This is a genomic window from Dyella sp. C11 (assembly GCF_003121485.1).
Taxonomy (GTDB): domain Bacteria; phylum Pseudomonadota; class Gammaproteobacteria; order Xanthomonadales; family Rhodanobacteraceae; genus Dyella.
On sequence record NZ_QAVX01000035.1, the window covers coordinates 1 to 19,230 of the forward strand.

Annotated in this window: 22 protein-coding genes and 1 tRNA gene; 14 read left to right on the top strand and 9 right to left on the bottom strand. The window is 59.1% G+C overall.

The features are described 5' to 3' along the window. Window positions 1–20: 20 nt before the first annotated feature. The 3 genes from DK366_RS20600 to DK366_RS20610 form a co-directional block, all read right to left on the bottom strand. The gene (locus DK366_RS20600; RefSeq protein WP_109127440.1) at window positions 21–965 is read right to left on the bottom strand and encodes a sensor domain-containing diguanylate cyclase; all 945 of its coding nucleotides are present in this window, start codon (window positions 963–965) and stop codon (window positions 21–23) included. Window positions 966–1,145: 180 nt separating this feature from the next. Continuing rightward, window positions 1,146–1,529, bottom strand: a complete 384-nt coding sequence (locus tag DK366_RS20605) for a hypothetical protein (protein WP_157956641.1) — start codon at window positions 1,527–1,529, stop codon at window positions 1,146–1,148. Between the two features lie 135 nt (window positions 1,530–1,664). Further along, window positions 1,665–2,825 carry an acyl-CoA dehydrogenase family protein gene (locus tag DK366_RS20610; protein ID WP_109127442.1) on the bottom strand — a complete coding sequence of 387 codons (1,161 nt, stop codon included), beginning with the start codon at window positions 2,823–2,825 and terminating at the stop codon, window positions 1,665–1,667. Between the two features lie 246 nt (window positions 2,826–3,071). Here DK366_RS20610 and DK366_RS20615 point away from each other — a divergent pair, with 246 nt between their 5' ends. The 3 genes from DK366_RS20615 (at window position 3,072) to metH (ending at window position 8,060) form a co-directional block, all read left to right on the top strand. Beyond that, a complete protein-coding gene (locus DK366_RS20615; RefSeq protein WP_109127443.1) occupies window positions 3,072–3,998 on the top strand; it encodes a metalloregulator ArsR/SmtB family transcription factor in 927 nt (308 codons plus the stop codon). A 14-nt stretch (window positions 3,999–4,012) separates the two neighbouring features. Further along, complete coding sequence (locus DK366_RS20620) at window positions 4,013–5,098, top strand: homocysteine S-methyltransferase family protein (RefSeq protein WP_109127444.1); 1,086 nt, start codon at window positions 4,013–4,015, stop codon at window positions 5,096–5,098. A gap of 226 nt (window positions 5,099–5,324) precedes the next feature. Then, window positions 5,325–8,060, top strand: coding sequence for a methionine synthase (metH, locus tag DK366_RS20625; protein WP_109127445.1), 2,736 nt, complete (start codon window positions 5,325–5,327; stop codon window positions 8,058–8,060). 552 nt (window positions 8,061–8,612) lie between these two features. Here metH and DK366_RS20630 read toward each other — a convergent pair. From DK366_RS20630 to DK366_RS20640, 3 genes are all read right to left on the bottom strand, one after another. Beyond that, complete coding sequence (locus DK366_RS20630; protein WP_109127446.1) at window positions 8,613–9,116, bottom strand: hypothetical protein; 504 nt, start codon at window positions 9,114–9,116, stop codon at window positions 8,613–8,615. Next, complete coding sequence (locus DK366_RS20635; protein WP_198651647.1) at window positions 9,116–10,255, bottom strand: glycosyltransferase; 1,140 nt, start codon at window positions 10,253–10,255, stop codon at window positions 9,116–9,118. The genes DK366_RS20630 and DK366_RS20635 overlap by 1 nt, the downstream gene beginning before the upstream one ends. A gap of 199 nt (window positions 10,256–10,454) precedes the next feature. After that, window positions 10,455–10,775, bottom strand: coding sequence for a lipid-A-disaccharide synthase N-terminal domain-containing protein (locus DK366_RS20640; protein ID WP_232821140.1), 321 nt, complete (start codon window positions 10,773–10,775; stop codon window positions 10,455–10,457). A gap of 154 nt (window positions 10,776–10,929) precedes the next feature. Here DK366_RS20640 and DK366_RS20645 point away from each other — a divergent pair. The 11 genes from DK366_RS20645 (at window position 10,930) to DK366_RS20695 (ending at window position 18,168) form a co-directional block, all read left to right on the top strand. Then, a tRNA-Val gene (locus DK366_RS20645) sits at window positions 10,930–11,004 on the top strand. 166 nt (window positions 11,005–11,170) lie between these two features. Further along, the gene (locus tag DK366_RS20650; protein WP_109127449.1) at window positions 11,171–11,638 is read left to right on the top strand and encodes a hypothetical protein; all 468 of its coding nucleotides are present in this window, start codon (window positions 11,171–11,173) and stop codon (window positions 11,636–11,638) included. A gap of 296 nt (window positions 11,639–11,934) precedes the next feature. Then, window positions 11,935–12,729, top strand: coding sequence for a hypothetical protein (locus DK366_RS20655; RefSeq protein WP_109127450.1), 795 nt, complete (start codon window positions 11,935–11,937; stop codon window positions 12,727–12,729). A gap of 50 nt (window positions 12,730–12,779) precedes the next feature. After that, a complete protein-coding gene (locus DK366_RS20660) occupies window positions 12,780–13,520 on the top strand; it encodes a hypothetical protein (protein ID WP_109127451.1) in 741 nt (246 codons plus the stop codon). Window positions 13,521–13,897: 377 nt separating this feature from the next. Continuing rightward, window positions 13,898–14,377, top strand: a complete 480-nt coding sequence (locus DK366_RS20665) for an HXXEE domain-containing protein (protein ID WP_109127452.1) — start codon at window positions 13,898–13,900, stop codon at window positions 14,375–14,377. 168 nt (window positions 14,378–14,545) lie between these two features. Further along, window positions 14,546–14,854 carry a transposase gene (locus DK366_RS20670; RefSeq protein WP_343125631.1) on the top strand — a complete coding sequence of 103 codons (309 nt, stop codon included), beginning with the start codon at window positions 14,546–14,548 and terminating at the stop codon, window positions 14,852–14,854. 117 nt (window positions 14,855–14,971) lie between these two features. Then, complete coding sequence (locus tag DK366_RS20675; protein WP_157956642.1) at window positions 14,972–15,931, top strand: hypothetical protein; 960 nt, start codon at window positions 14,972–14,974, stop codon at window positions 15,929–15,931. After that, window positions 15,928–16,479, top strand: coding sequence for a hypothetical protein (locus DK366_RS20680; protein ID WP_109127455.1), 552 nt, complete (start codon window positions 15,928–15,930; stop codon window positions 16,477–16,479). The genes DK366_RS20675 and DK366_RS20680 overlap by 4 nt, the downstream gene beginning before the upstream one ends. A gap of 390 nt (window positions 16,480–16,869) precedes the next feature. Then, complete coding sequence (locus tag DK366_RS20685; RefSeq protein WP_109127456.1) at window positions 16,870–17,187, top strand: hypothetical protein; 318 nt, start codon at window positions 16,870–16,872, stop codon at window positions 17,185–17,187. 150 nt (window positions 17,188–17,337) lie between these two features. After that, window positions 17,338–17,640: a HigA family addiction module antitoxin gene (locus DK366_RS20690; protein ID WP_109127457.1), complete on the top strand. Its 303-nt coding sequence runs from the start codon at window positions 17,338–17,340 to the stop codon at window positions 17,638–17,640. Between the two features lie 252 nt (window positions 17,641–17,892). Further along, window positions 17,893–18,168 (top strand): hypothetical protein, encoded by a 276-nt coding sequence (locus DK366_RS20695; RefSeq protein ID WP_157956643.1) that lies wholly within the window; start codon window positions 17,893–17,895, stop codon window positions 18,166–18,168. 4 nt (window positions 18,169–18,172) lie between these two features. Here the strand turns inward: DK366_RS20695 and DK366_RS21335 are convergent, their stop codons facing one another. From DK366_RS21335 to DK366_RS21345, 3 genes are all read right to left on the bottom strand, one after another. Beyond that, entirely contained in the window at window positions 18,173–18,310 is a 138-nt protein-coding gene (locus DK366_RS21335) for a hypothetical protein (RefSeq protein WP_157956644.1), read from the bottom strand. A 105-nt stretch (window positions 18,311–18,415) separates the two neighbouring features. Then, the gene (locus DK366_RS21340; RefSeq protein WP_157956645.1) at window positions 18,416–18,922 is read right to left on the bottom strand and encodes a hypothetical protein; all 507 of its coding nucleotides are present in this window, start codon (window positions 18,920–18,922) and stop codon (window positions 18,416–18,418) included. A 17-nt stretch (window positions 18,923–18,939) separates the two neighbouring features. Then, a partial coding sequence (locus tag DK366_RS21345; protein WP_198651648.1) for a hypothetical protein occupies window positions 18,940–19,230 on the bottom strand: 291 nt, incomplete at its 5' end.

Here is a 19,230-nt window from a genome sequence, read left to right on the forward strand (position 1 = left end):
GAGGTGTATAAGAGACAGCCTCAATCCTCACTACTCACCGTCGTATTCCGCCCCCGCTGCTTCGCCTGGTACAACCGGCGATCCACCAGCTCAAGGAACGACAACCGCTCGTCGCCATGCATCGGCACCACCGTGCCTGCACCAATGCTCATCGTGAGCGACTTGCGCGCCATCGAGCGCTCGTGCGGAATCCACTCCTGCTCGATCAGCGCATGGCAACGCGCCGCCATCTGGCTTGCCTCGCCCGCGTCGGTATCGGGCAACACCAGCACGAACTCTTCGCCGCCGAAGCGCGCGAGGAAATCCTGCGAGCGACGTATGGTCTTCTCCAGCACGCGCGCCACCAGCTTCAGGCAGTAATCGCCCTGCACGTGGCCGTAGGTATCGTTGTATTGCTTGAAGTAATCGATATCGAGCATCAGCAGCGACAGCGGACGACCACTGCGGCGCGCCTGCTCCCAGTCTTCCTCGAACACGCTGTCGAAGCGGCGACGATTGGCGATGCCGGTAAGGCCGTCCTTGAACGACAGCGCTTCCAGTTCGCGCTGCAGTTCGATCAGGCGCTGCTCGGTGCGCTTGCGTTCGCTGATGTCGAACATGAAACCGACCAGCGCGTCCACCTCACCGCTGTCGTTGCGCACCACATGCACCACGTCGCGAATCCACACGTAGTCGCCGTCTTTGGTAAGCGCGCGGTAGTCGGCTTCGTGCTCCACGCCCGCCTTCGACTGCGCCACGCAGAAATTCACGGCCCACTCGCGGTCTTCCGGATGAATGCGCTCGGCCCAGTCCTGCACGCTGACCCAGCTGTCCGGCGCCCAGCCCAGCAGTTCTTCGATCTGCGGACCAATATAGGAGAACGACAGGTTGTCCCACTGGATGCGCCAGGGAATGGCCTTGGTGGATTCCAGCAGGGTCTTGTAGACCAGACTTTCTTCTTCCAGCTTCTCGACGATCTCGGACATGGGCGTCTCGTGGCGCGTGGCTTCGGATCACTCTACGAAGCAACCATCGTGCCGTGCCCATGTGACAACCCGCCGTGGGCGGCAAACGCCGGCCCATCGCGGATTTGCCCCGCATCGACCACTGCGAAGACGAACCGGCGCCACAACAGATTGGCCCCGCCCGGTCAGTTCCCGACGCGTTTAGGCGAGCCCGGTCAGCCCCGACGGCAGCAGCATGGTCGCCGCCTCCACGTGCGTCGCCTTGCCGATCACCAGCTTGATGAGCAGCAGCCAGACGAAAATCGTGACCAGCGAGCTGATCACGCTGACCACCATGGCGCGCTTGAATGGAATGATCAACGCTTGCTGTATCACCAGCGCGCCCGCCAGGAATGTCAGTACGAAGGCCAGCAGGCCGTTCGACACCAGCGCCTCACTGGCCTGCGACACTGTGTATTGAAGGAACAGCACCAGCACGATCCACCACACGCCGGTGCGCTGCGCCCCCATGGCGTTGGCGATGTACTTCAGGGGAAGCACCATCGCGGCAATCGCGACGGCCATGACCACGAGAACGAGCAACATGAATGCCATCCTTGGCGGGAGGGGACCTGTCTCCCTGGTAATCGCAAGTATTTGCGATTCCTCTTATGGCCGTCAACTGCTCGCCCAAAAGAAAAGCCCCCGACACAAGGCCGGGGGCTTCTGGCAAAAAACGACTCAGCGCAGGCCGGTTTCGGCGCGTGCAATCACGATGCGCTGGATCTCGCTGGTGCCTTCGTAGATCTCGGTGATCTTGGCATCGCGGAAGTAACGCTCCAGCGGCATTTCGCGGGAGTACCCCATGCCACCGTGGATCTGCACGGCCTGGTGCGAATTCCACATCGCAGCCTCCGAAGCCACCAGCTTGGCCATCGAGGCCTCGGTGCCGAAACGGCCGCCGTTCTTCTCCGCTTCGCCCTTGGTCCAGGCGGCGCGCAGCGTCAGCAGCATGGCGGCATCCAGCTTGCACTTCATGTCGGCGATCTTGGCCTGCGTCATCTGGAACGTACCGATGGGCGTGCCAAACGCCTTGCGGTCGCGCGACCACTGCACCGACGCCTCGTACGCGGCACGCGCAATACCCACCGCCTGCGAGGCGATGCCGATGCGGCCTGCATCGAGCAGGCTCATGCCCATCGCAAAGCCCTTGCCTTCCTGGCCCAGCAGGTTTTCTTTCGGGCACACGTAATCGGTGAATTCGATTTCGCAGGTGGCCGATGCGCGAATGCCAAGCTTGGGTTCGCTCTTGCCGGCGTGGAAGCCCGGCAGCTGCGTGTCGATGATGAAGGCCGACACGCCCTTCGCGCCGATGCCCGGCGTGGTGATGGCAAACAGGATGATGTAGCGCGCCACCATGCCCGAGGTGATCCAGCTCTTCTTGCCGTTGATCACCCAGTCGCCATTGGCGTTCTTGGTGGCGCGGGTGTGCATGGCCGAGGCGTCCGAGCCCGACTGCGGCTCGGTGAGCGCATAGGCGCCAATGGCCTCGCCCTGCGCAATGGCGCGCACGTACTTCTGCTTCTGCTCTTCCGTGCCGTGCTTGAGGATGCCGGTGCAGAACAGCGAATTGTTCACCGACATGATGGTCGCCGTGGCGGCATCGGCCGAGGCGATCTCGATCATGGCCAGCACGTAGGCAATCGGGTCCATGCCCGCGCCGCCGTACGCTTCCGGCACCTCGATGCCCATCAGGCCCAGCTGGCCCATCTCGCGGATATTCTCCAGCGGGAATTCCCCCTTCTCATCCAGCTCAGCCGCCACCGGCGCAATGCGCTTCTGCGCAAAATCGCGGGCAATGGCTTGAATCGACAGCTGGTCGTCGGTGAAACGGAAATCCATGAAAGACTCCAAGGGGGATCAGGGAAGCCGGCTATTTTAGCGTGCTCCGTGTTTCCACCTCTGTGCGGGTGCAGCAAGGGAACCACGGCCTTATGTAGGAGCGCGCTGGCGCGCGACCGCCACCTTCCCGCCCTCCTCGCCCGCCTGTCGCGCGCAAGCGCGCTCCTACAGGTAAGCCCCGTCCTTGACGTGGCGCCCTCCCAGTCCTAGCCTTATGTATCTCTGCATCGCGATATAAGGATACTCATGGACTTGGCCACCGCCTCCAGCGTCTTGCGCCTGCTGGCGGACCCCACGCGTGTGCGCCTGCTCGCCCTGCTCGAGCGCGAGGAACTCACCGTGGCCGAGCTCGCTGCGGTGCTGCACCTGGCGCAGCCGCGCGTGTCCACGCACCTGGCCAAGCTCAAGGAAGCCGAACTGGTGCGCGACCGTCGCGCCGGCGTCTCCGCCTACTACCGCGCCAACGCCGAAACCGACGAACACCTGCAGGTGTTGCTCAAGTCCCTGCGCGACAACATCGACGACGCGCTGCTGCGCGAAGACGCCGAACGCCTGCCCAGCGTGCTCGCGCAACGCGCCAGCGAAGAAGGCTGGGCCGACACGGTGGCTGGCGACATGGAGCGCCACTACTCGCCCGGCCGCACCTGGGAAACGCTTGCGCGCTCGCTGTTGCAGCTGCTGGAAACCGGCGACGTGCTCGACATCGCTTCCGGCGATGGCATCACCGCCGAACTGCTGGCACCGCACGCGCACTCCATCGTCTGCATCGACAGCAGCGAACGCGTGGTGGACGCCGCCTCGCAACGCTTGAAGCCTTTCACCAACGTCGAAGTGCGCCAGGGCGACATGCACGCCCTCGAACTCGGCGAACGCCGCTTCGACCTTGTACTGATGCTGCACGCCCTTACCTACGCCGAACACCCGGCCAAGGCCGTGGCCGAAGCCGCGCGCGTGCTGCGCAGTGGCGGCCGCCTGCTTGCCGTGACGCTGGGCAAGCACGACCACCGCGCCGTGGTGGAACCGTTCGACCATCGCAACCTCGGTTTCGCGCACGACGAACTCACCGGCTTCGCCAAACAAGCCGGCCTGGAAGCATTGAGCTGTACGCGGCTGAGCCGCGAGCGCAAGGCCCCGCACTTCGAAGTGATCAGCCTGCTCGCGCGCAAGCCCTGAGGCGAGGAGTTCCCATGAGCGCACTTCCCTGGCTCCACCCCGATCGCGTTGCCCTTCTCGAAAAAGGCCTGCGCGAACGGATCCTCATTATCGACGGCGGCATGGGCACCATGCTGCAAGGTCATCAGCTGGACGAAACCGCCTTCCGTGGCGAACGCTTCGTGGACGGTCACGACAGCGCGCACGCGCACGCGCACGACCATCCCGGCAGCTGCGACCTGAAGGGCAACAACGACCTGCTCACGCTCACTACGCCGGACATTATTCGCGGCGTGCACGAGGCGTATCTGGAAGCCGGCGCGGATCTCGTTGAAACCAACACGTTCAACTCCACGCGCATCAGCCAGGCGGATTACCACCTGGAACACCTGGCGTACGAACTGAACCTGGAAGGCGCGCGCCTCGCCCGCGCCGCCTGCGACAAATACGAAGCGAAAACGCCGGACAAACCGCGTTTCGTCATCGGCGTGCTCGGCCCCACCAGCCGCACCGCGTCGCTGTCGCCCGACGTCAACGACCCCGGCTTCCGCAACGTCACCTTCGAAGAACTGGTGACCAACTACACCGAGTCCACCGCAGGCCTGGTGGACGGCGGCGCCGACATCATCATGGTCGAGACCATCTTCGACACGCTCAACGCGAAGGCCGCGTTGTTCGCCGTAAGCGAGATGTTCCGCGAACGCGGCGCGCGCCTGCCCGTGATGATCTCCGGCACCATCACCGACCGCTCCGGCCGCACGCTGTCGGGCCAGACCGCCGAAGCGTTCTACTACTCCGTGCAGCATGCCCGCCCGATTTCAGTGGGACTCAACTGCGCACTCGGCGCCGCCGATCTGCGCCCGCACGTGCAGGTGCTCGCCAACACCGCCACCTGTTTCGTCAGCACCCATCCGAATGCCGGCCTGCCCAACGCGTTCGGCGAATACGACGAAACGCCGGAACAGATGGCAGCCGTGATCGGCGGTTTTGCGCGCGATGGCTTGCTCAACATGGTCGGCGGTTGTTGCGGCACCACGCCGGCGCATATCAAGGCGATTGCGGAGGCTGTGCGTGGTGTGACGCCACGTGCGTTGCCCGTCGAAGCGCAGGAAGCGGCGTAATGCAAAGTGCCATTTCGGGCATAACCAGCAATAGCGTATCGCCGGACTCCCCTCACCGTCATTCCCGCGAAGGCGGGAATCCAGTGACTTTTAGGCGTCCGAGCAAGGAACAAAGCCGCTGGATCCCTGCCTTCGCAGGGATGACGAGCAAAAAAACGACGATCGTCGCGGCCAACGTAACGCACTCACCTCAATCCTCGCCCCACCACGGCGAGCCGGAAACCGCATGATGCCCCGCTACACCCGACTCTCCGGCCTCGAACCGCTGGTCATCACACCTGACCTGCTCTTCGTCAACGTCGGCGAGCGCACCAACGTCACCGGTTCCGCGCAGTTCCGCAAGCTCATCAAGGAAGAGCGTTACGAAGAAGCCGTGGACGTCGCACGCCAGCAGGTAGCCAGCGGCGCGCAGATCATCGACGTCAACATGGACGAAGGCCTGATCGATTCGGAAGCCGCCATGACGCGCTTCCTCAACCTGATCGCCGCCGAACCCGACATCGCCCGCGTGCCGGTGATGGTGGATTCGTCCAAGTGGACCGTGATCGAAGCCGGCCTGCGCTGCCTGCAGGGCAAGGGCATCGTCAACTCCATCTCCATGAAGGAAGGCGAGGAACTGTTCCTCGAACACGCGCGCAAGGTGCAGCAGTACGGCGCCGCCGTGGTGGTGATGGCATTCGACGAACAAGGGCAGGCCGACACCTGCGAACGCAAGGTGGAAATCTGCTCGCGCGCGTTCGAGCTGCTCACGCGTGAACTCGATTTCGCCCCCGAAGACATCATCTTCGACCCCAACATCTTCGCCATTGCCACCGGCATCGAGGAACACAACAACTACGCGGTGGACTTCATCGAAGCCACCCGCGAGATCAAGCGTCGTTTCCCGTATTCACATGTGTCGGGCGGCGTATCCAATGTGTCGTTCTCGTTCCGCGGCAACAACCTGGTGCGCGAAGCGATCCATTCCGTGTTCCTCTACCACGCCATCAAGGCGGGCATGGACATGGGCATCGTCAACGCCGGCGCGTTGATGATCTACGACGACCTGCCGGAAGAACTGCGCGAACGCGTCGAAGACGTGGTGCTCAATCGCCGCAGCGATGCCACCGAACGCCTGCTGGAAATCGCCGACAACTACAAGGCGAAGAAAGGCGAAGTCGTCGTCGAGAACCTTGCCTGGCGCGACAAGCCCGTGCGCGAACGCCTGAGCCATGCCCTCGTGCACGGCATCGACCAGTACGTGGTGGAAGACACCGAACTGGCACGACAGGAATCCACGCGCCCGCTGGATGTCATCGAAGGCCCGCTGATGGACGGCATGAACGTGGTCGGCGACCTGTTCGGTGCCGGCAAGATGTTCCTGCCGCAAGTGGTGAAGTCCGCCCGCGTGATGAAGAAGGCCGTGGCCCACCTTATTCCCTTCATCGAAGAGGAAAAGGCGCGCACCGGCGATGCCGGCAAGTCCAACGGCAAGATCATCATGGCCACCGTGAAAGGCGACGTGCACGACATCGGCAAGAACATCGTCGGCGTGGTGCTCCGCTGCAACAACTTCGACGTGGTCGATCTTGGCGTCATGGTGCCCACGCAGAAAATCCTGGAGACCGCGATTGCCGAGAACGCCGACATCATCGGCCTTTCCGGCCTCATCACGCCCTCGCTGGAAGAAATGAGCCAGGTCGCGCGCGAAATGCAGCGCCAGAACTTCCAGATCCCGTTGATGATCGGCGGCGCCACCACCTCACGCGCGCACACCGCGCTGAAGATCGAGCCACACTACAAATCGCCCACCGTGTGGGTGAAGGACGCCTCGCGTGCTGTCGGCGTAGCGCAGTCGCTGGTCAGCAAGGAACTGGTCGACAACTTCATCGCCAAGGTAAAGGCCGAATACGCCGAAGTGCGCGAACGCCACAAGACTCGCGGCAGCGGCAAGCCGCTAGTGTCGCTGGAAAAGGCACGCGGCCAACGCTTCACCTGCGACTGGGCTGCCTACGAACCGCCGCAACCCAAGCAGCCGGGCGTTACCGTCTTCAACGACTACGATCTCGCCGAACTGCGCGACTACATCGACTGGTCGCCCTTCTTCAACGCGTGGGAACTGGCCGGCCGCTACCCCGCCATCCTCACCGACGAGGTCGTCGGCAAGCAGGCCACCGAATTGTTCAAAGACGCGCAAGCGATGCTGGACAAACTCATCGCCGAAAAGTGGCTCACTGCCAGCGGTGTGATCGGGTTCTGGCCCGCCCACTCCGTTGGCGACGACATCGCCCTTCTCCCTCTCCCCTTGAGGGAGGAGGCCGGGGAGAGGGGCCAAGACTCGCCCCAGTCCGCATCCAAGCCAGTGGCAGTACTCCACCACCTCCGCCAACAAGTCGACAAACCCGTCGAACGCCCCGACTTCTGCCTCTCCGACTTCATCGCTCCCAAGTCGGCAGGCAAACAGGACTGGATCGGCGGCTTCGCCGGCACCGCCGGCATCGGCATCGACGAACACGTCGCGCGCTTCGAAGCCGCGCACGACGACTACTCGTCCATCCTGCTCAAGGCCCTCGCCGACCGCCTCGCCGAAGCCTTCGCCGAGCGCATGCACGAACGCGTGCGCCGCGAATTCTGGGGCTACGCCGCCGACGAATCGCTCGACAACGCATCGCTGATCGACGAAAAGTACAAAGGCATCCGCCCCGCGCCCGGCTACCCGGCCTGCCCGGATCACACCGAGAAAGGCACGCTGTTCGCACTGCTCGGCGCCACGGAAAAGGTAGGCATCGAACTCACCGACAGCTTCGCCATGTTCCCCACGGCGGCCGTATCCGGCTGGTACTTCTCGCACCCGGACAGCCAGTACTTCGTGGTAGGCCGCCTCCCCCGCGAACAGGTAGACGACTACGCCAAGCGCAAAGGCTGGACCCGCGAACAAGCCGAACGCTGGCTAGCCCCCAACCGTGATTACGCCCCGGACTGACCAAGCCCCCACGCGGCCGCCGCCCCTTGTAGGAGCGCACTCGTGCGCGACCACACCACAGATGCATCGCCTCGCAAGGCCGTCGCGCACAAGTGCGCTCCTACAGAAAAGAAACGCCCCTCCAGCGCACCGCCACACCAACTGTGGGAGCGCACCCTGTGCGCGACAGCAGCACCACCGTGACACCCCTCCGGCCGGCAGTCGCGCACAGGGTGCGCTCCCACAGAAAATCGATGCACCTCAACGCGCCGACTGCTGAAATCGCGCCTGCATGCGCGCAGGACGCAAAAACACCAGCACCGAAATGATGGCAAACACCCAGCAAGACCATTGTAGGAGCGCACTCGTGCGCGACCGCCACGCCACAATTGCACCGCCACGCAGAGCGGTCGCGCACAAGCGCGCTCCTACAGAAAAGAAACGCCCCATCCAGCGCACCGCCACACCAAAATGTGGGAGCGCACCCTGTGCGCGACAGCCACACCACAACCACACCACTCCGGCCAGCAGTCGCGCACAGGGTGCGCTCCCACAAGGGGGAATCGATGTACTTCAACGCCCCGTCCGCTGAAACCGCGCCCCAGCACGCCAGCACGACGCATAAAACATCAGCACCGAAATAATGGCGAACACCCAGTAATCCGACGGCACCGGCCCCCACCAATGCTTGTGCCAGGGAATCCACTCCGGTCCGAAACGTGCCAGGCCATACGCCGGGTTCACCACGAACCAGAGGAAATCCTCCACCATCCAGAACAGCATGATGCAGCCGAACACGCGCGCTTCCGCACGCCATGACCAGCTCGCCTGCAACGCCATCGGAAAGTGGAAGAACAGCGCGATAAACGGAAACACCCAGGCGTGATAGCCCGTCATCGCCCGGCCGCCCCAGAAAATATCCAGCAGCCAGTGATGCTCGATGCGCCACGTGGGCAAGTTGCCAGCCCAGCCCGCCGCACCCTCGATCTGCACTTCCACATTGGCGAAGAAATACGCCAACAGCAGCGTCCACAACACCGCGAATATCAGCGCGCGACGAAAGAAGAACGGCTGCATCACGCACCTTCCCTGGCAGCGATATCCGCCAGCACGGTATCCAGCACGGTCTTCGCCGCATGCGGCCGGCCCAGGTCCTTCGCCCGGCGACTCATCTCGGCAAGCTTGTCCGGATGCTGCATCAGATAGCGAACGCGATACACCAGCCCGATGGCATCAATGGCCTTCAGCGCCGCGCCCTGCTCCATCAGGTAATCCGCGTTGTGTTCTTCCTGGCCGGGAATAGGCGCGTTCACGATCATCGGCAAACCCATCGCCAGGCATTCAGACGTGGTCAGTCCCCCCGGCTTGGTCACGATGGCATCGGCGCACGCCATCAGGCGCTCCACCTGATTCGTGAAGCCCTGCGGAAACAGGCGCGACGGGTATTTCGTCGCCAGCGTTTGCAGCGCACCCAGCAGCTTGGTGTTGCGCCCGCAAAGCACGATCAGCTGAAACTCGCCTTCCATGCTCAACAGGCTCTCAGTGATGCTTTCCAGCGCACCAATGCCCGCACCGCCGCCCATCAGCATAAAGGTCTGGCGCGCGGGATCGAGCCCATATTCAGCCGCGCACGCCTCGCGCGACGGCGCTCGCGAAAACGCCGGCATGATGGGAATGCCCGTGACATGCGTGTTCGCCGGTGGAATGCCGTGCGCATGCATGCGGTCGGCAATTTCCTCGTTGCCGGCAAAGTAGCCCGTCATATGCGAGATCACCCACATGCGATGCAGGTCGAAATCGGTCACCTGCACCCACACCGGCACGTGCAGTCGTTCGCGGCGAATCTCGTGCATCAGCAATTCCGCCGGCAGGAAATGCGTGCAGATAATAGCGTCGGGGTTGAATTCCCGGATCGCCTTCAACAAATCGCGCGTGCTCAGCCGCTCGGTCATCCGGCGCATCTTCTGCGTCAGGCCGGAGGGGTTCAGCGTATGGCTGCGCCGATACAGCATGCCCCACAGGTGCGGATGCGCGCTGATCAGCTTGATGTAGAAATCGGCGTACACCTTGCGAAAGCTGTCCGGGACGTAGTCCATCACGTCCAGGTGCAGCGTCGACACGTCGTCGTATTCGTCCGCGTAGGCGCGCAACGCTTCAGCCGCACGCACGTGGCCCGCGCCCGCCGAAACACTCAGCAGAAGGACTCTCTTGCTCATCCAGCGCAACATCCTTGAAGGGTGATGACAAAGCTGGCGACAAGATCGTCGCAAGCGGGCACATCGCAGGGCGCAGCTATACCACAAGCGCGCTAAACGGCCAGACTCGCAAGTTATTGAATGCGGGCGCCGGGGTCACGCCGGAGCAAGGGCCCCCGCTTCGTTCCGGACCCGTAACAGCCCGGAACACGGCCCAGGCTCAGACTTCGCTTTCGACCAGCTCGCGGCGCTTCATCTCGCGCATGTGCACCACAAGGTTGTAGACCGACACGAACGACGGGAAGAAATTGGACAGGATGCCCACCGAGTCGTTCTTGCCAAAGATGAAGTACGACAGCAGCAGCGCGCTGCCGATCACCGACAGCCACCAGAACGACAGCGGCATCACCACCCGCTTCAGCTTGCGGGTGTAGTAAAGCTGCACAAACCAGCGGCTGGTGAACATCACCGAGCCCAGAAAGCCGACAATCTTCCACGGCGTGAACTCAAAGTTGTGCAGCGCCTGGAGAACGTGGTTCATTTCGTGGGTCAGGAAGTCCATGGGACGGGTGCCGGCAAGGTGAAAAGCCGATCATTGTACGCACCCACCTTTCATTCAACTGCCGCCCAGAGTCCTTTTTTCGTCACAAAGGCTTGACCCCTACCCCCAAGGGCCGTATATTTGCGCGCTCGGCGGGCGATTAGCTCAGCGGTAGAGCACTGCCTTCACACGGCAGGTGTCGCAAGTTCGATCCTTGCATCGCCCACCATCGAATCAAAGACTTAGGCCACCCCGCAAGGGTGGCCTTTTTCTTTATACGCGCACCGATACGGCACGGGACAGATCCCCAGATATGGCGCTCTGGCGTGTGTTCTATTCCGTCAACGCTCCTCTGCCCAGTAAAGTCTGCCGCGACATTGGAACAGGGGCCAAGAATGAATCAGTCGCCGTCATCCTTCGACGTCCAGAAGTTCGATATTGAAACGAAGATCGGCCTGTGGCGGGTTATGAATGAAGCTGCCATAGCCAACGGGCGCATCGTCATAAATGCCACTCTTTTAGCTAGCGGTGGTGCAATTGTTGCTCTGCTAGCGCTACTTGGCACTCTGCTTGGCAAAGACACCATGCATCGAGAACTAATCCCTGGTGTCACACACGTCATAGCGTTATTTGCAACCTCGCTGTTCGTGTCCATTGTGACCGCAGGCTTCTCCTATCTCTCGTCGTACTGCTTTTCTATCGAATCAAAACTCATTGTTGAACGAGTGGAGAACAAAACAGTCCGTTGGGAACGTGCTGGCAAATGGTTCGCAAATATCGGCATATTCATGGGCACGGTTGCCATTGCCGCTCTCGGATACGGTGCTTGGACTGGACTCTCACTCCTCCAAACCCTTGGCTAAGAACAAGCCGGCGCCACCAGGAAGCAGGCAACGGGTACAGCGAGTACCCAATCAGGAAAAGAACGAAGTAAGCAAAACTTAAATCAGAGGGTCCTTTCTTTTTTGAAAAGTTGAAGGAAAGTCAATTCTGACCCTTTTTGGTTTCGGCGTCGCAAAAGAAGTGGCGAGAGTCGACTAAGAGTAGCGAAATGAGAAACGCCGCCTGCGGCATAAATGTTCAGCAAGCCTTTTTGAATGCGGCCAGATCAACTCATCAATAACGCCCATAACACTAGCACGCGACAGGTTACCTACGAATGGCCAGCAGCACCCAAACGATCGTCTTTGAAGACCGAGTTGTCGCATTTGTAGATGTCCTTGGTTTCAAATCCATGGCCCTAGAAGCCACGTCCAATTATCTAGCAAGGAATAAGCTGGAAAATTTGGTAAACCTACTCTCAAGCTCCATCCCGTTCTTCGATACAAATGTATCATCCAGCGTTCCGGCTAGACTGATACCCAGACACAACTACGTCTCGGATTCAATAATCTTAAGCGCACCTTTCCATGACAGCGAAATGAAGTTTTATAGTGGCCTGGAAGTCATTGTTATGCGCGTCATACAACTGACGCATCACCTACTTAACGAAGGCTATCTTGTTCGAGGCGGAATCGCAGTTGGCAAAGTCTGGCACACACAATCCAACATCGTTGGCCCTGCTTATCAAGAAGCTTTTGCACTAGAGCATAAGGGATGCGCTCCCTGTGTCGTTCTTTCGCCAAGCGCGGAGGCAATGTGGACCAGCATCATGCGGCAACAGAATGAAATCTTTCCTGACACCCCGAATCGGATGTGTATAAGACGGAAGGTTCTCAACAAGAGTCGCCTGAGCTTCCGCGAGAAAGAAAAGTTTATTGTGAATGGCCTCCACGACAGCTACATTCCCAACGCGACGAGTCCCGGTGCGCTTGAACAGAGATACAAGCACTACAGGAAAGTCGTTGACGCCAATCTCCGTAAGCAGCACTCGCCGGAAATTAAAAGGAAGTGGCGATGGTTTGACAGCTATTTGTCTAAAGAGTCACAGATGGCGACTCATTGGGCGCAATGATCGACATATGTGCAATCTTTACCAGTGCGTAGCTTACAAGGAAACCAGCAATGATTAATCTCGACCTTGGCAAAAGGATTCTTGCCCTTAGAGAAAAGGTTGTCGCAAATTTTGACTTCAACGACTGGGAAGAGATTGGTCTTTTAACTGGCTTGACTGATTTAATAAAAAATCACCCTCGCCTGCTGCGCAGCCTATCCTGGGGCGACGAAGACTATTCTGGAAACGTTCTGCAAGTTTTAAAAGACATTGCGGAACAAGACACTCGCGCTCTCACGGTGTTTGAGGAACACGCTGCATCCAAATACCCTGATCAAGCGCAATACATATCGGCGAAGTTATCGGATAGAAAGGTAACATTCTCCCCAAGTGTTTTTCAGCTACCGGAAAACACTGCGATAGAAAGCGACTTAATTGCGTTAATGATGCCATTTAATGCCTCGTTTACGTCCGTGCATGAGGCCATCAAGAGCGCATGCTCCTCAGCAGGATATCGCTGCCTACGCGTTGACGACATATGGGAAGAAAGCTCTGTAATACAGGATGTGTTCAACCTAATTTTTCGCGCCCATGTTGTGGTTGTCGACTTCACGGGAAAGAATCCGAACGTCATGTACGAAACAGGAATTGCACATACGCTAGGAAAACATGTTGTTCCTATAGCCCAATCCCTTGAAGACGTTCCTTTCGACATCAATCATCACCGAATTCTAAAGTACCTACCTAATAGCGAAGGCCTCGCAGTGATGCGCGACAAGCTTGCCGAGAAACTTCGACAGGTAACTCGATGAACTTCAACGAATGAGAGAGTGCACTCTACAAAAAGCCCCGCAAAACGGGGCTTCTTCATTTCTCGCAATCAATGCTTCAAACGCCCATGATTCACCACAAGTGCTATCGCATTCCCTGCAGCCGTCCTTCCGCACTTTTTAGGTTTCGCCATGTCACGCCCGCCGCCTCTTTGGGCTTCACGCGTGAGGCATGACAGCGATGCCACGAGTTGCGGGCCGCAGGTGCGTCAGAAACAAAGGTCAGAGTGCACCTTTCTAACTGCGACAGCACGCCACGCTTAGGCTTTCGAATTCGCACGGTGCCGCGCAGTGACGCTCGCATTACCGCATCCACGCACTGATACCTTGCCGGCCATCCAACCCGACACGGTGCACCGATGAACCGCCAGCCTTTCACCCGCCTCCTGTGGCTCATGCCCGCGGCTTACGCCATCCACATCTACGACGAGTGGTTCAGCGGGTTTCCACGCTACGTGGTGGAGCACATGGGTGGGCAGCCGATGCCGCCGGGTTTGTTCTTTCTCAACAACGGCGTGTTCATGGCGATACTGCTTAGCCTGTGCGCATGGGCGAGTCGCAGTCGGTCGCGCTTGTCTGCCTTTATGTTGATGACGTGGGCCAGCGGAAACCTGATCTGCAATTTCTTCGCGCACCTTGGCTACACGGTGGCCACGGGTTTCTATTCGCCGGGGCTCATCACGTCCAGCCTGATCTATTACCCGGTGTCGCTGGTGGTGATGTGCGCGGCCGTGCGCGATGGCCGGCAGACGGTCGGCGAGGCGGTTACGTCATTCCTGTTGGGTGCGGCATTGCTGGGACTGGTGATCTGGGCGGGCGTTTATCACTTCGCCACCTGATGCGCCAAAATGCGCATCGGTTGAGCATAAAAAAGGGGTCAGAGTGCCTTTCTGACGACTTGTGGAGACTAGCGCCGATAATGTGCGGTCGTCACAAAGTGCACAGTGCATGCTGATGCCTTATGACGCCAGCCTCGCGTCGACATTCCTGGCCTTCCGCAGCATGTCATACAGCGTGGCAACAACCGGCAGCCATGTTTTCTTCAAGAGCAAGACTATCGCTGCTACTTACAGAACCTGCTTGATTCTTCCATCAAGCATGGTTGCATTGTTCACGCCTATGTCTTCATGACCAACCATGTGCATCTACTTATGACGCCACGTGTCGCAGGGGCGGTGTCGCGATGCATGCAGGCGCTGGGGCGTCGCTACGTGACGCATTTCAACACCAGCTACCGCAGGACAGGCACCCTTTGGGAGGGGCGATACAAATCCCTTTTCTCTTTCAAGAAAAGCACTCTGCCCCCTTTTCTCTGACCCTTTTCTCCTATGACCCCGTTTCTCGCTAGGTTGCAGGGATTATCCGATGGCAAAAGGCGAAGCACTTGGTATAGAAGACCAGCTTACGGACCGGTTCGAGAGGAGAAAGGCGCTGTGGCGAAGTGCAAGGAAGGTTCCGGTTGTTCGGTCTGTTATCCCACACCCAAGGTGCATCAGCCTCCCGAGGCACCGCCTCCGCCGGTTTACGACGAACAGTTGCTGTTATTGGGAGGTAACGGCAAATCAGTCCCTCATCTGCCTTACAGCATCCTGTTAAGTGATGGCAGTAGACGATCGGGTGTGACTGACGGCGATGGCAATACCGAGCGCGTTATTACGTATCGGCCCGCAGAAATCCTGACTGTCACTTTGACGCCGCCCGTGGCTGCTGGATCGGAAGCATGTTGTGCTGCCGATGATGCTTGCATGTCCACTGAGCGAATTTACATTGACTCTCGATCAAGCCCTATCGCTGTCACCAATGACGCCGGCGTCGGAAAGTCTGTTGTTAAAGTGCTACTTCCAGAGGGTAAGGTGCGCGGGCTCTCCTCCAGCGAAATCGCCATGGCACGCACGGTGTTCGGCGATGGCGTGGATTACGCCAAGGTCAAGGTGCATCACGGTGGATGGTGGCTGTTTAGTGCGGTAGGCGGGCAGGATAAAACTACGGCCGTCACGCCTAATGGCGAGATGTATTACCCCTCAGCCATTTACCGTGACAACTTTGCGGGTGACGATGACAGAGGCAGGGCCTTGTTCATGCATGAAATGGTTCACGTATGGCAGAAACAGATGGGATATTCCGTCAAACTACATGGCATGACGGTTACCAGTCGCGGCGACGCTGCCTATAGGTACACCTTGACGTCCACTAGCCGCCTGAGTGACTTCAATATGGAGCAGCAGGGCAACATCATGTCCGACTATTACATGATTTGCATACGACGAAACCCTGCTCGTGCGTTTAATCCAAGCGTGAATCCCGAGCTTCTGCACAGGGTAATGACGCCTTTCGTCAATCCTCGCGACAAAGGCCACCTTCCCGGATACGCCACAGGCCACACATTGACATGAAGCCGTGCGTCACCGTGATGGGTTTGCTACTTGCCCTCGCCCATGTTGGTGGAGTCGATGCCACGTCTTTGCAGCCGAATCCACTAATCATCAAGCAAATATCGGGCGTGCCCGCTGCATGTTTGCCGGAAGGCAAGCTCAAGAGTATCGAGTTAGCACGCGCCTATGTCATGGAGGACTCCTTGCAGGGAGGAGCGATCGAGCGTCAGTGGGCCATTGAGCTGCGACCTGGAGCCAAGCCTTTAACACTTCATCCGGGTGAATGCGTTGGCTTTGGCCAGCCCATCGATGGCTATAGGGAAACTGGAACGTTTAAGCTGCTTGAAGCAGGTAGAACCTACGTGTTCGGGATCAATCGAGGGGATCAGCTCGATAGATGGGTGAGCGATAGTTATGTCGGGGTGTTTTGCGTTCAGCGACTAACCGACGGCCATCTGACCTATTTACCCTATGTGGATCATCCGGATGGCACGACCACCTACCCCACTTGTGGCCGTTATATCGGCAGTCCGCCCGCTCCGGACGGAATCGACCCGCCGCATAGATAGTGGCTGCCGCCCCGGTCGCCTGTAGAGTCTTGTGTGAATTGTGAGTTGTCGAAAACAGGGCCAGCGTGTTTTTTTGGAGCGTAGGAACTCGGCTCCGTCATGGCTCAGCCTAAAACACGCAAACTACCTCGCTATCCAGCAAAAAGCCCCGCAATGCGGGGCTTTTCATTTAACGCCATCGAGACTTCAAACACCCACGCTCCACCACACAGCACCAAGGCATTCCCCGACAGTCGTCTTTGCGCATCTTTGCTAGTTTGGCCATGTCACGCGCTGCGTCTCGCAAAGGGCTTTGCGCGTGACAGATGGCAGCAATGCCATGAGGCGCGGGCCGCAGGTGTTAGCGCACCTACGACCCGCTAACCATCACCAACTGTTCGAGAGTTGATCATGGCTATCCGCGATCATAAGGCACGCGCTCGCCCGTCGTTTCCCGACGACGGCACTTTCAGAGACCCCACCGGCAACGTGCCGGCGGTATCGCCGCCCTTCCCCTACGACCGCATCGACACGGCCATGGCCGTGCTGACGCTGGTGCGCCTGCATGGCGACAGCGAACGCTATCGCAAGGCCAAGGCGTGGGGCTTCCCCGCGAAACCGTTGGCGTTTCCGTTACCTGCGGAGGTTGCCGCCGCGCTCCAGATAGCGATTCACTGTCTGGAACACATGGCGTACGGACCCGGTCACGCGTCCGCTCTGCACTCATAACACCGTTCCCTGATCGCACCCCGTGGCGCAGCGGCTTCGGCTGCTGCGCCACACCTGGGCGATATCGGACAACCCACCAAGGCACTTCCCGACACGGCGACGTGTAGGCGTTGTGTCGTTGTGCTTGCGTGCGCCAAGAGGGCTAACGCCATGATCCTCGACCGTCTGGACACCACGGTTTGCTTCCATCCCTCCGTGTGTTTGCCTTCGCCCGGGCACGCGCTGCATCACTGCATGCAATCAACCGGTATCACCACCGCACAGCTGGCGCGACGCACCGGCATTCCGGTGCGGCATCTCAGAAAGCTTATCCGCGGCCAATCGCCGTTCACGGCGAAGCATGCGCTGCGCCTTGGCGATGCCTTGAACACCAGCGCGCTCTATTGGCTGCTCTTGCAGGCACAGGGCGATCTGCAGCGCGCGATGGACAAAGCCGTACAGCCATATCCATGACGGCCATACACCGTTGCGCGACGAGCAACGCAAACACGAAGGTTGGTTACGCCCAACGCGTTTCCGTGCGTTTCGGCAAAAGCGCGCGAGAAACGAAAAGTCGATGAACCCACGCCGCCCTATGGTGCATTCCGAAGGCTTACGGGCCCTCAAGCCCACTCAAACCCCGGAGTACCCGTGTCCTCGCTTGAAACATCATCTGTTGGCCGTGCCGCGCCGTCGATCGATTCGCCTTGCGATATCGAGATCGCCATGCAAGCGTTCATTCAACACGAAGGCATGCAGCACCCTACTTTCCCCGAACGCCTGACCGAGCGCTTGCCCACGCTCTCATCGCAAGCCGCAGATGTACTCGCGAAGCGCTGCCGCCGCGTCATACGACAGGCGATTGCACTGGCCCTGCGAGTGAAGCTGCGCATTCTCACCCGTCGCGAGGCGGCGCTTGCGCTTTACGACCGCTTCCCCGGCCTGACGCGACAGACGTCGGATCGCATCATCGGGCGCAGCATCAGTCGGCTTTCCCAGTGATGGATCACTGGCTGTCTTTCGCCGCATGCATCCGCCGCACACGCACGGTGCTTCCACCTTCGTAGGTCACCACGTAGGTGGACCCTTCGTGCGTTTGCTGCACCACTTGCACGGGGTCGGCCAGGATGGCTTTCTTCAGCACGTCTTGGTTGTGGGTCGCCAATTCGCCGGTGCAAAAAGCGGATTCGGGTTCACTTTTTCGTGGAGGTCGAAAGAGAAGTGAACCTGACCCCGTTTCCGCGCGCACTCATGCTTTTCGCTGAGTTTTTCTTATCTGCGCTGGTCTACGCGCCTTCTCGCAAACTATCTCTGCTAGTCGATCAAAGCCCTGAACATACGAAGAAATTGAGTAATTCTTTCCATCATCATAGTTAATGAAAAGAAATCTAGAGCCATTACCTCCATTCCGAACGCCTGCAAATTCAATACTTTCGTATTCAATTTGCAGCTGTCGAAATGATCGTATTTCTAGACTATCATCCCCAACCGTTACCTTGTAGATCATGATGTTAAGCGAAGCTAAAATCACGCAAATATCGACAACTAAAGCCATTAGGAAAGTCGCCAAATCAAAGCCGACGCCTTGATAGGAAAATAAAAACCAGACGGCCGGCGGCAATACGCAGGCCAAAAAACTGAACGCCTTGAAAGGCCTCGAATAACTAAAAATGTTACTCGTCTCGCGCGCCCGGCTAAAAAGAAGAGGAACAATAACCAGCGCAATTGTTAAGAAGATTGGCAACAAACTCAGCATGTCCTTGCATCCAAATATCAGTGATGGCCGCCAGTAATCGCCTGCAGATATTCATCCGACGATTGCTTCTCCCGCTGCTGGGTGCCTTCCACTCCCGATAAAATACCACCAGGCACTCCACCAACGAGATCGCCAAGCGCTGCTGCTGCTAAGTAAAACGGGGTCAGGTTCACTTGTTTGGAAAGTCGAAAGAGAAGTGAACCTAGCCCCGTTTCCCGTTTCCCGTTTCCCGTTTCCCGTTTCCCGTTTCCCGTTTCCCGTTTACGGTTTCCGGTGTCAATTTTGCCGCCTTCAGCCTTCCCTAGGGA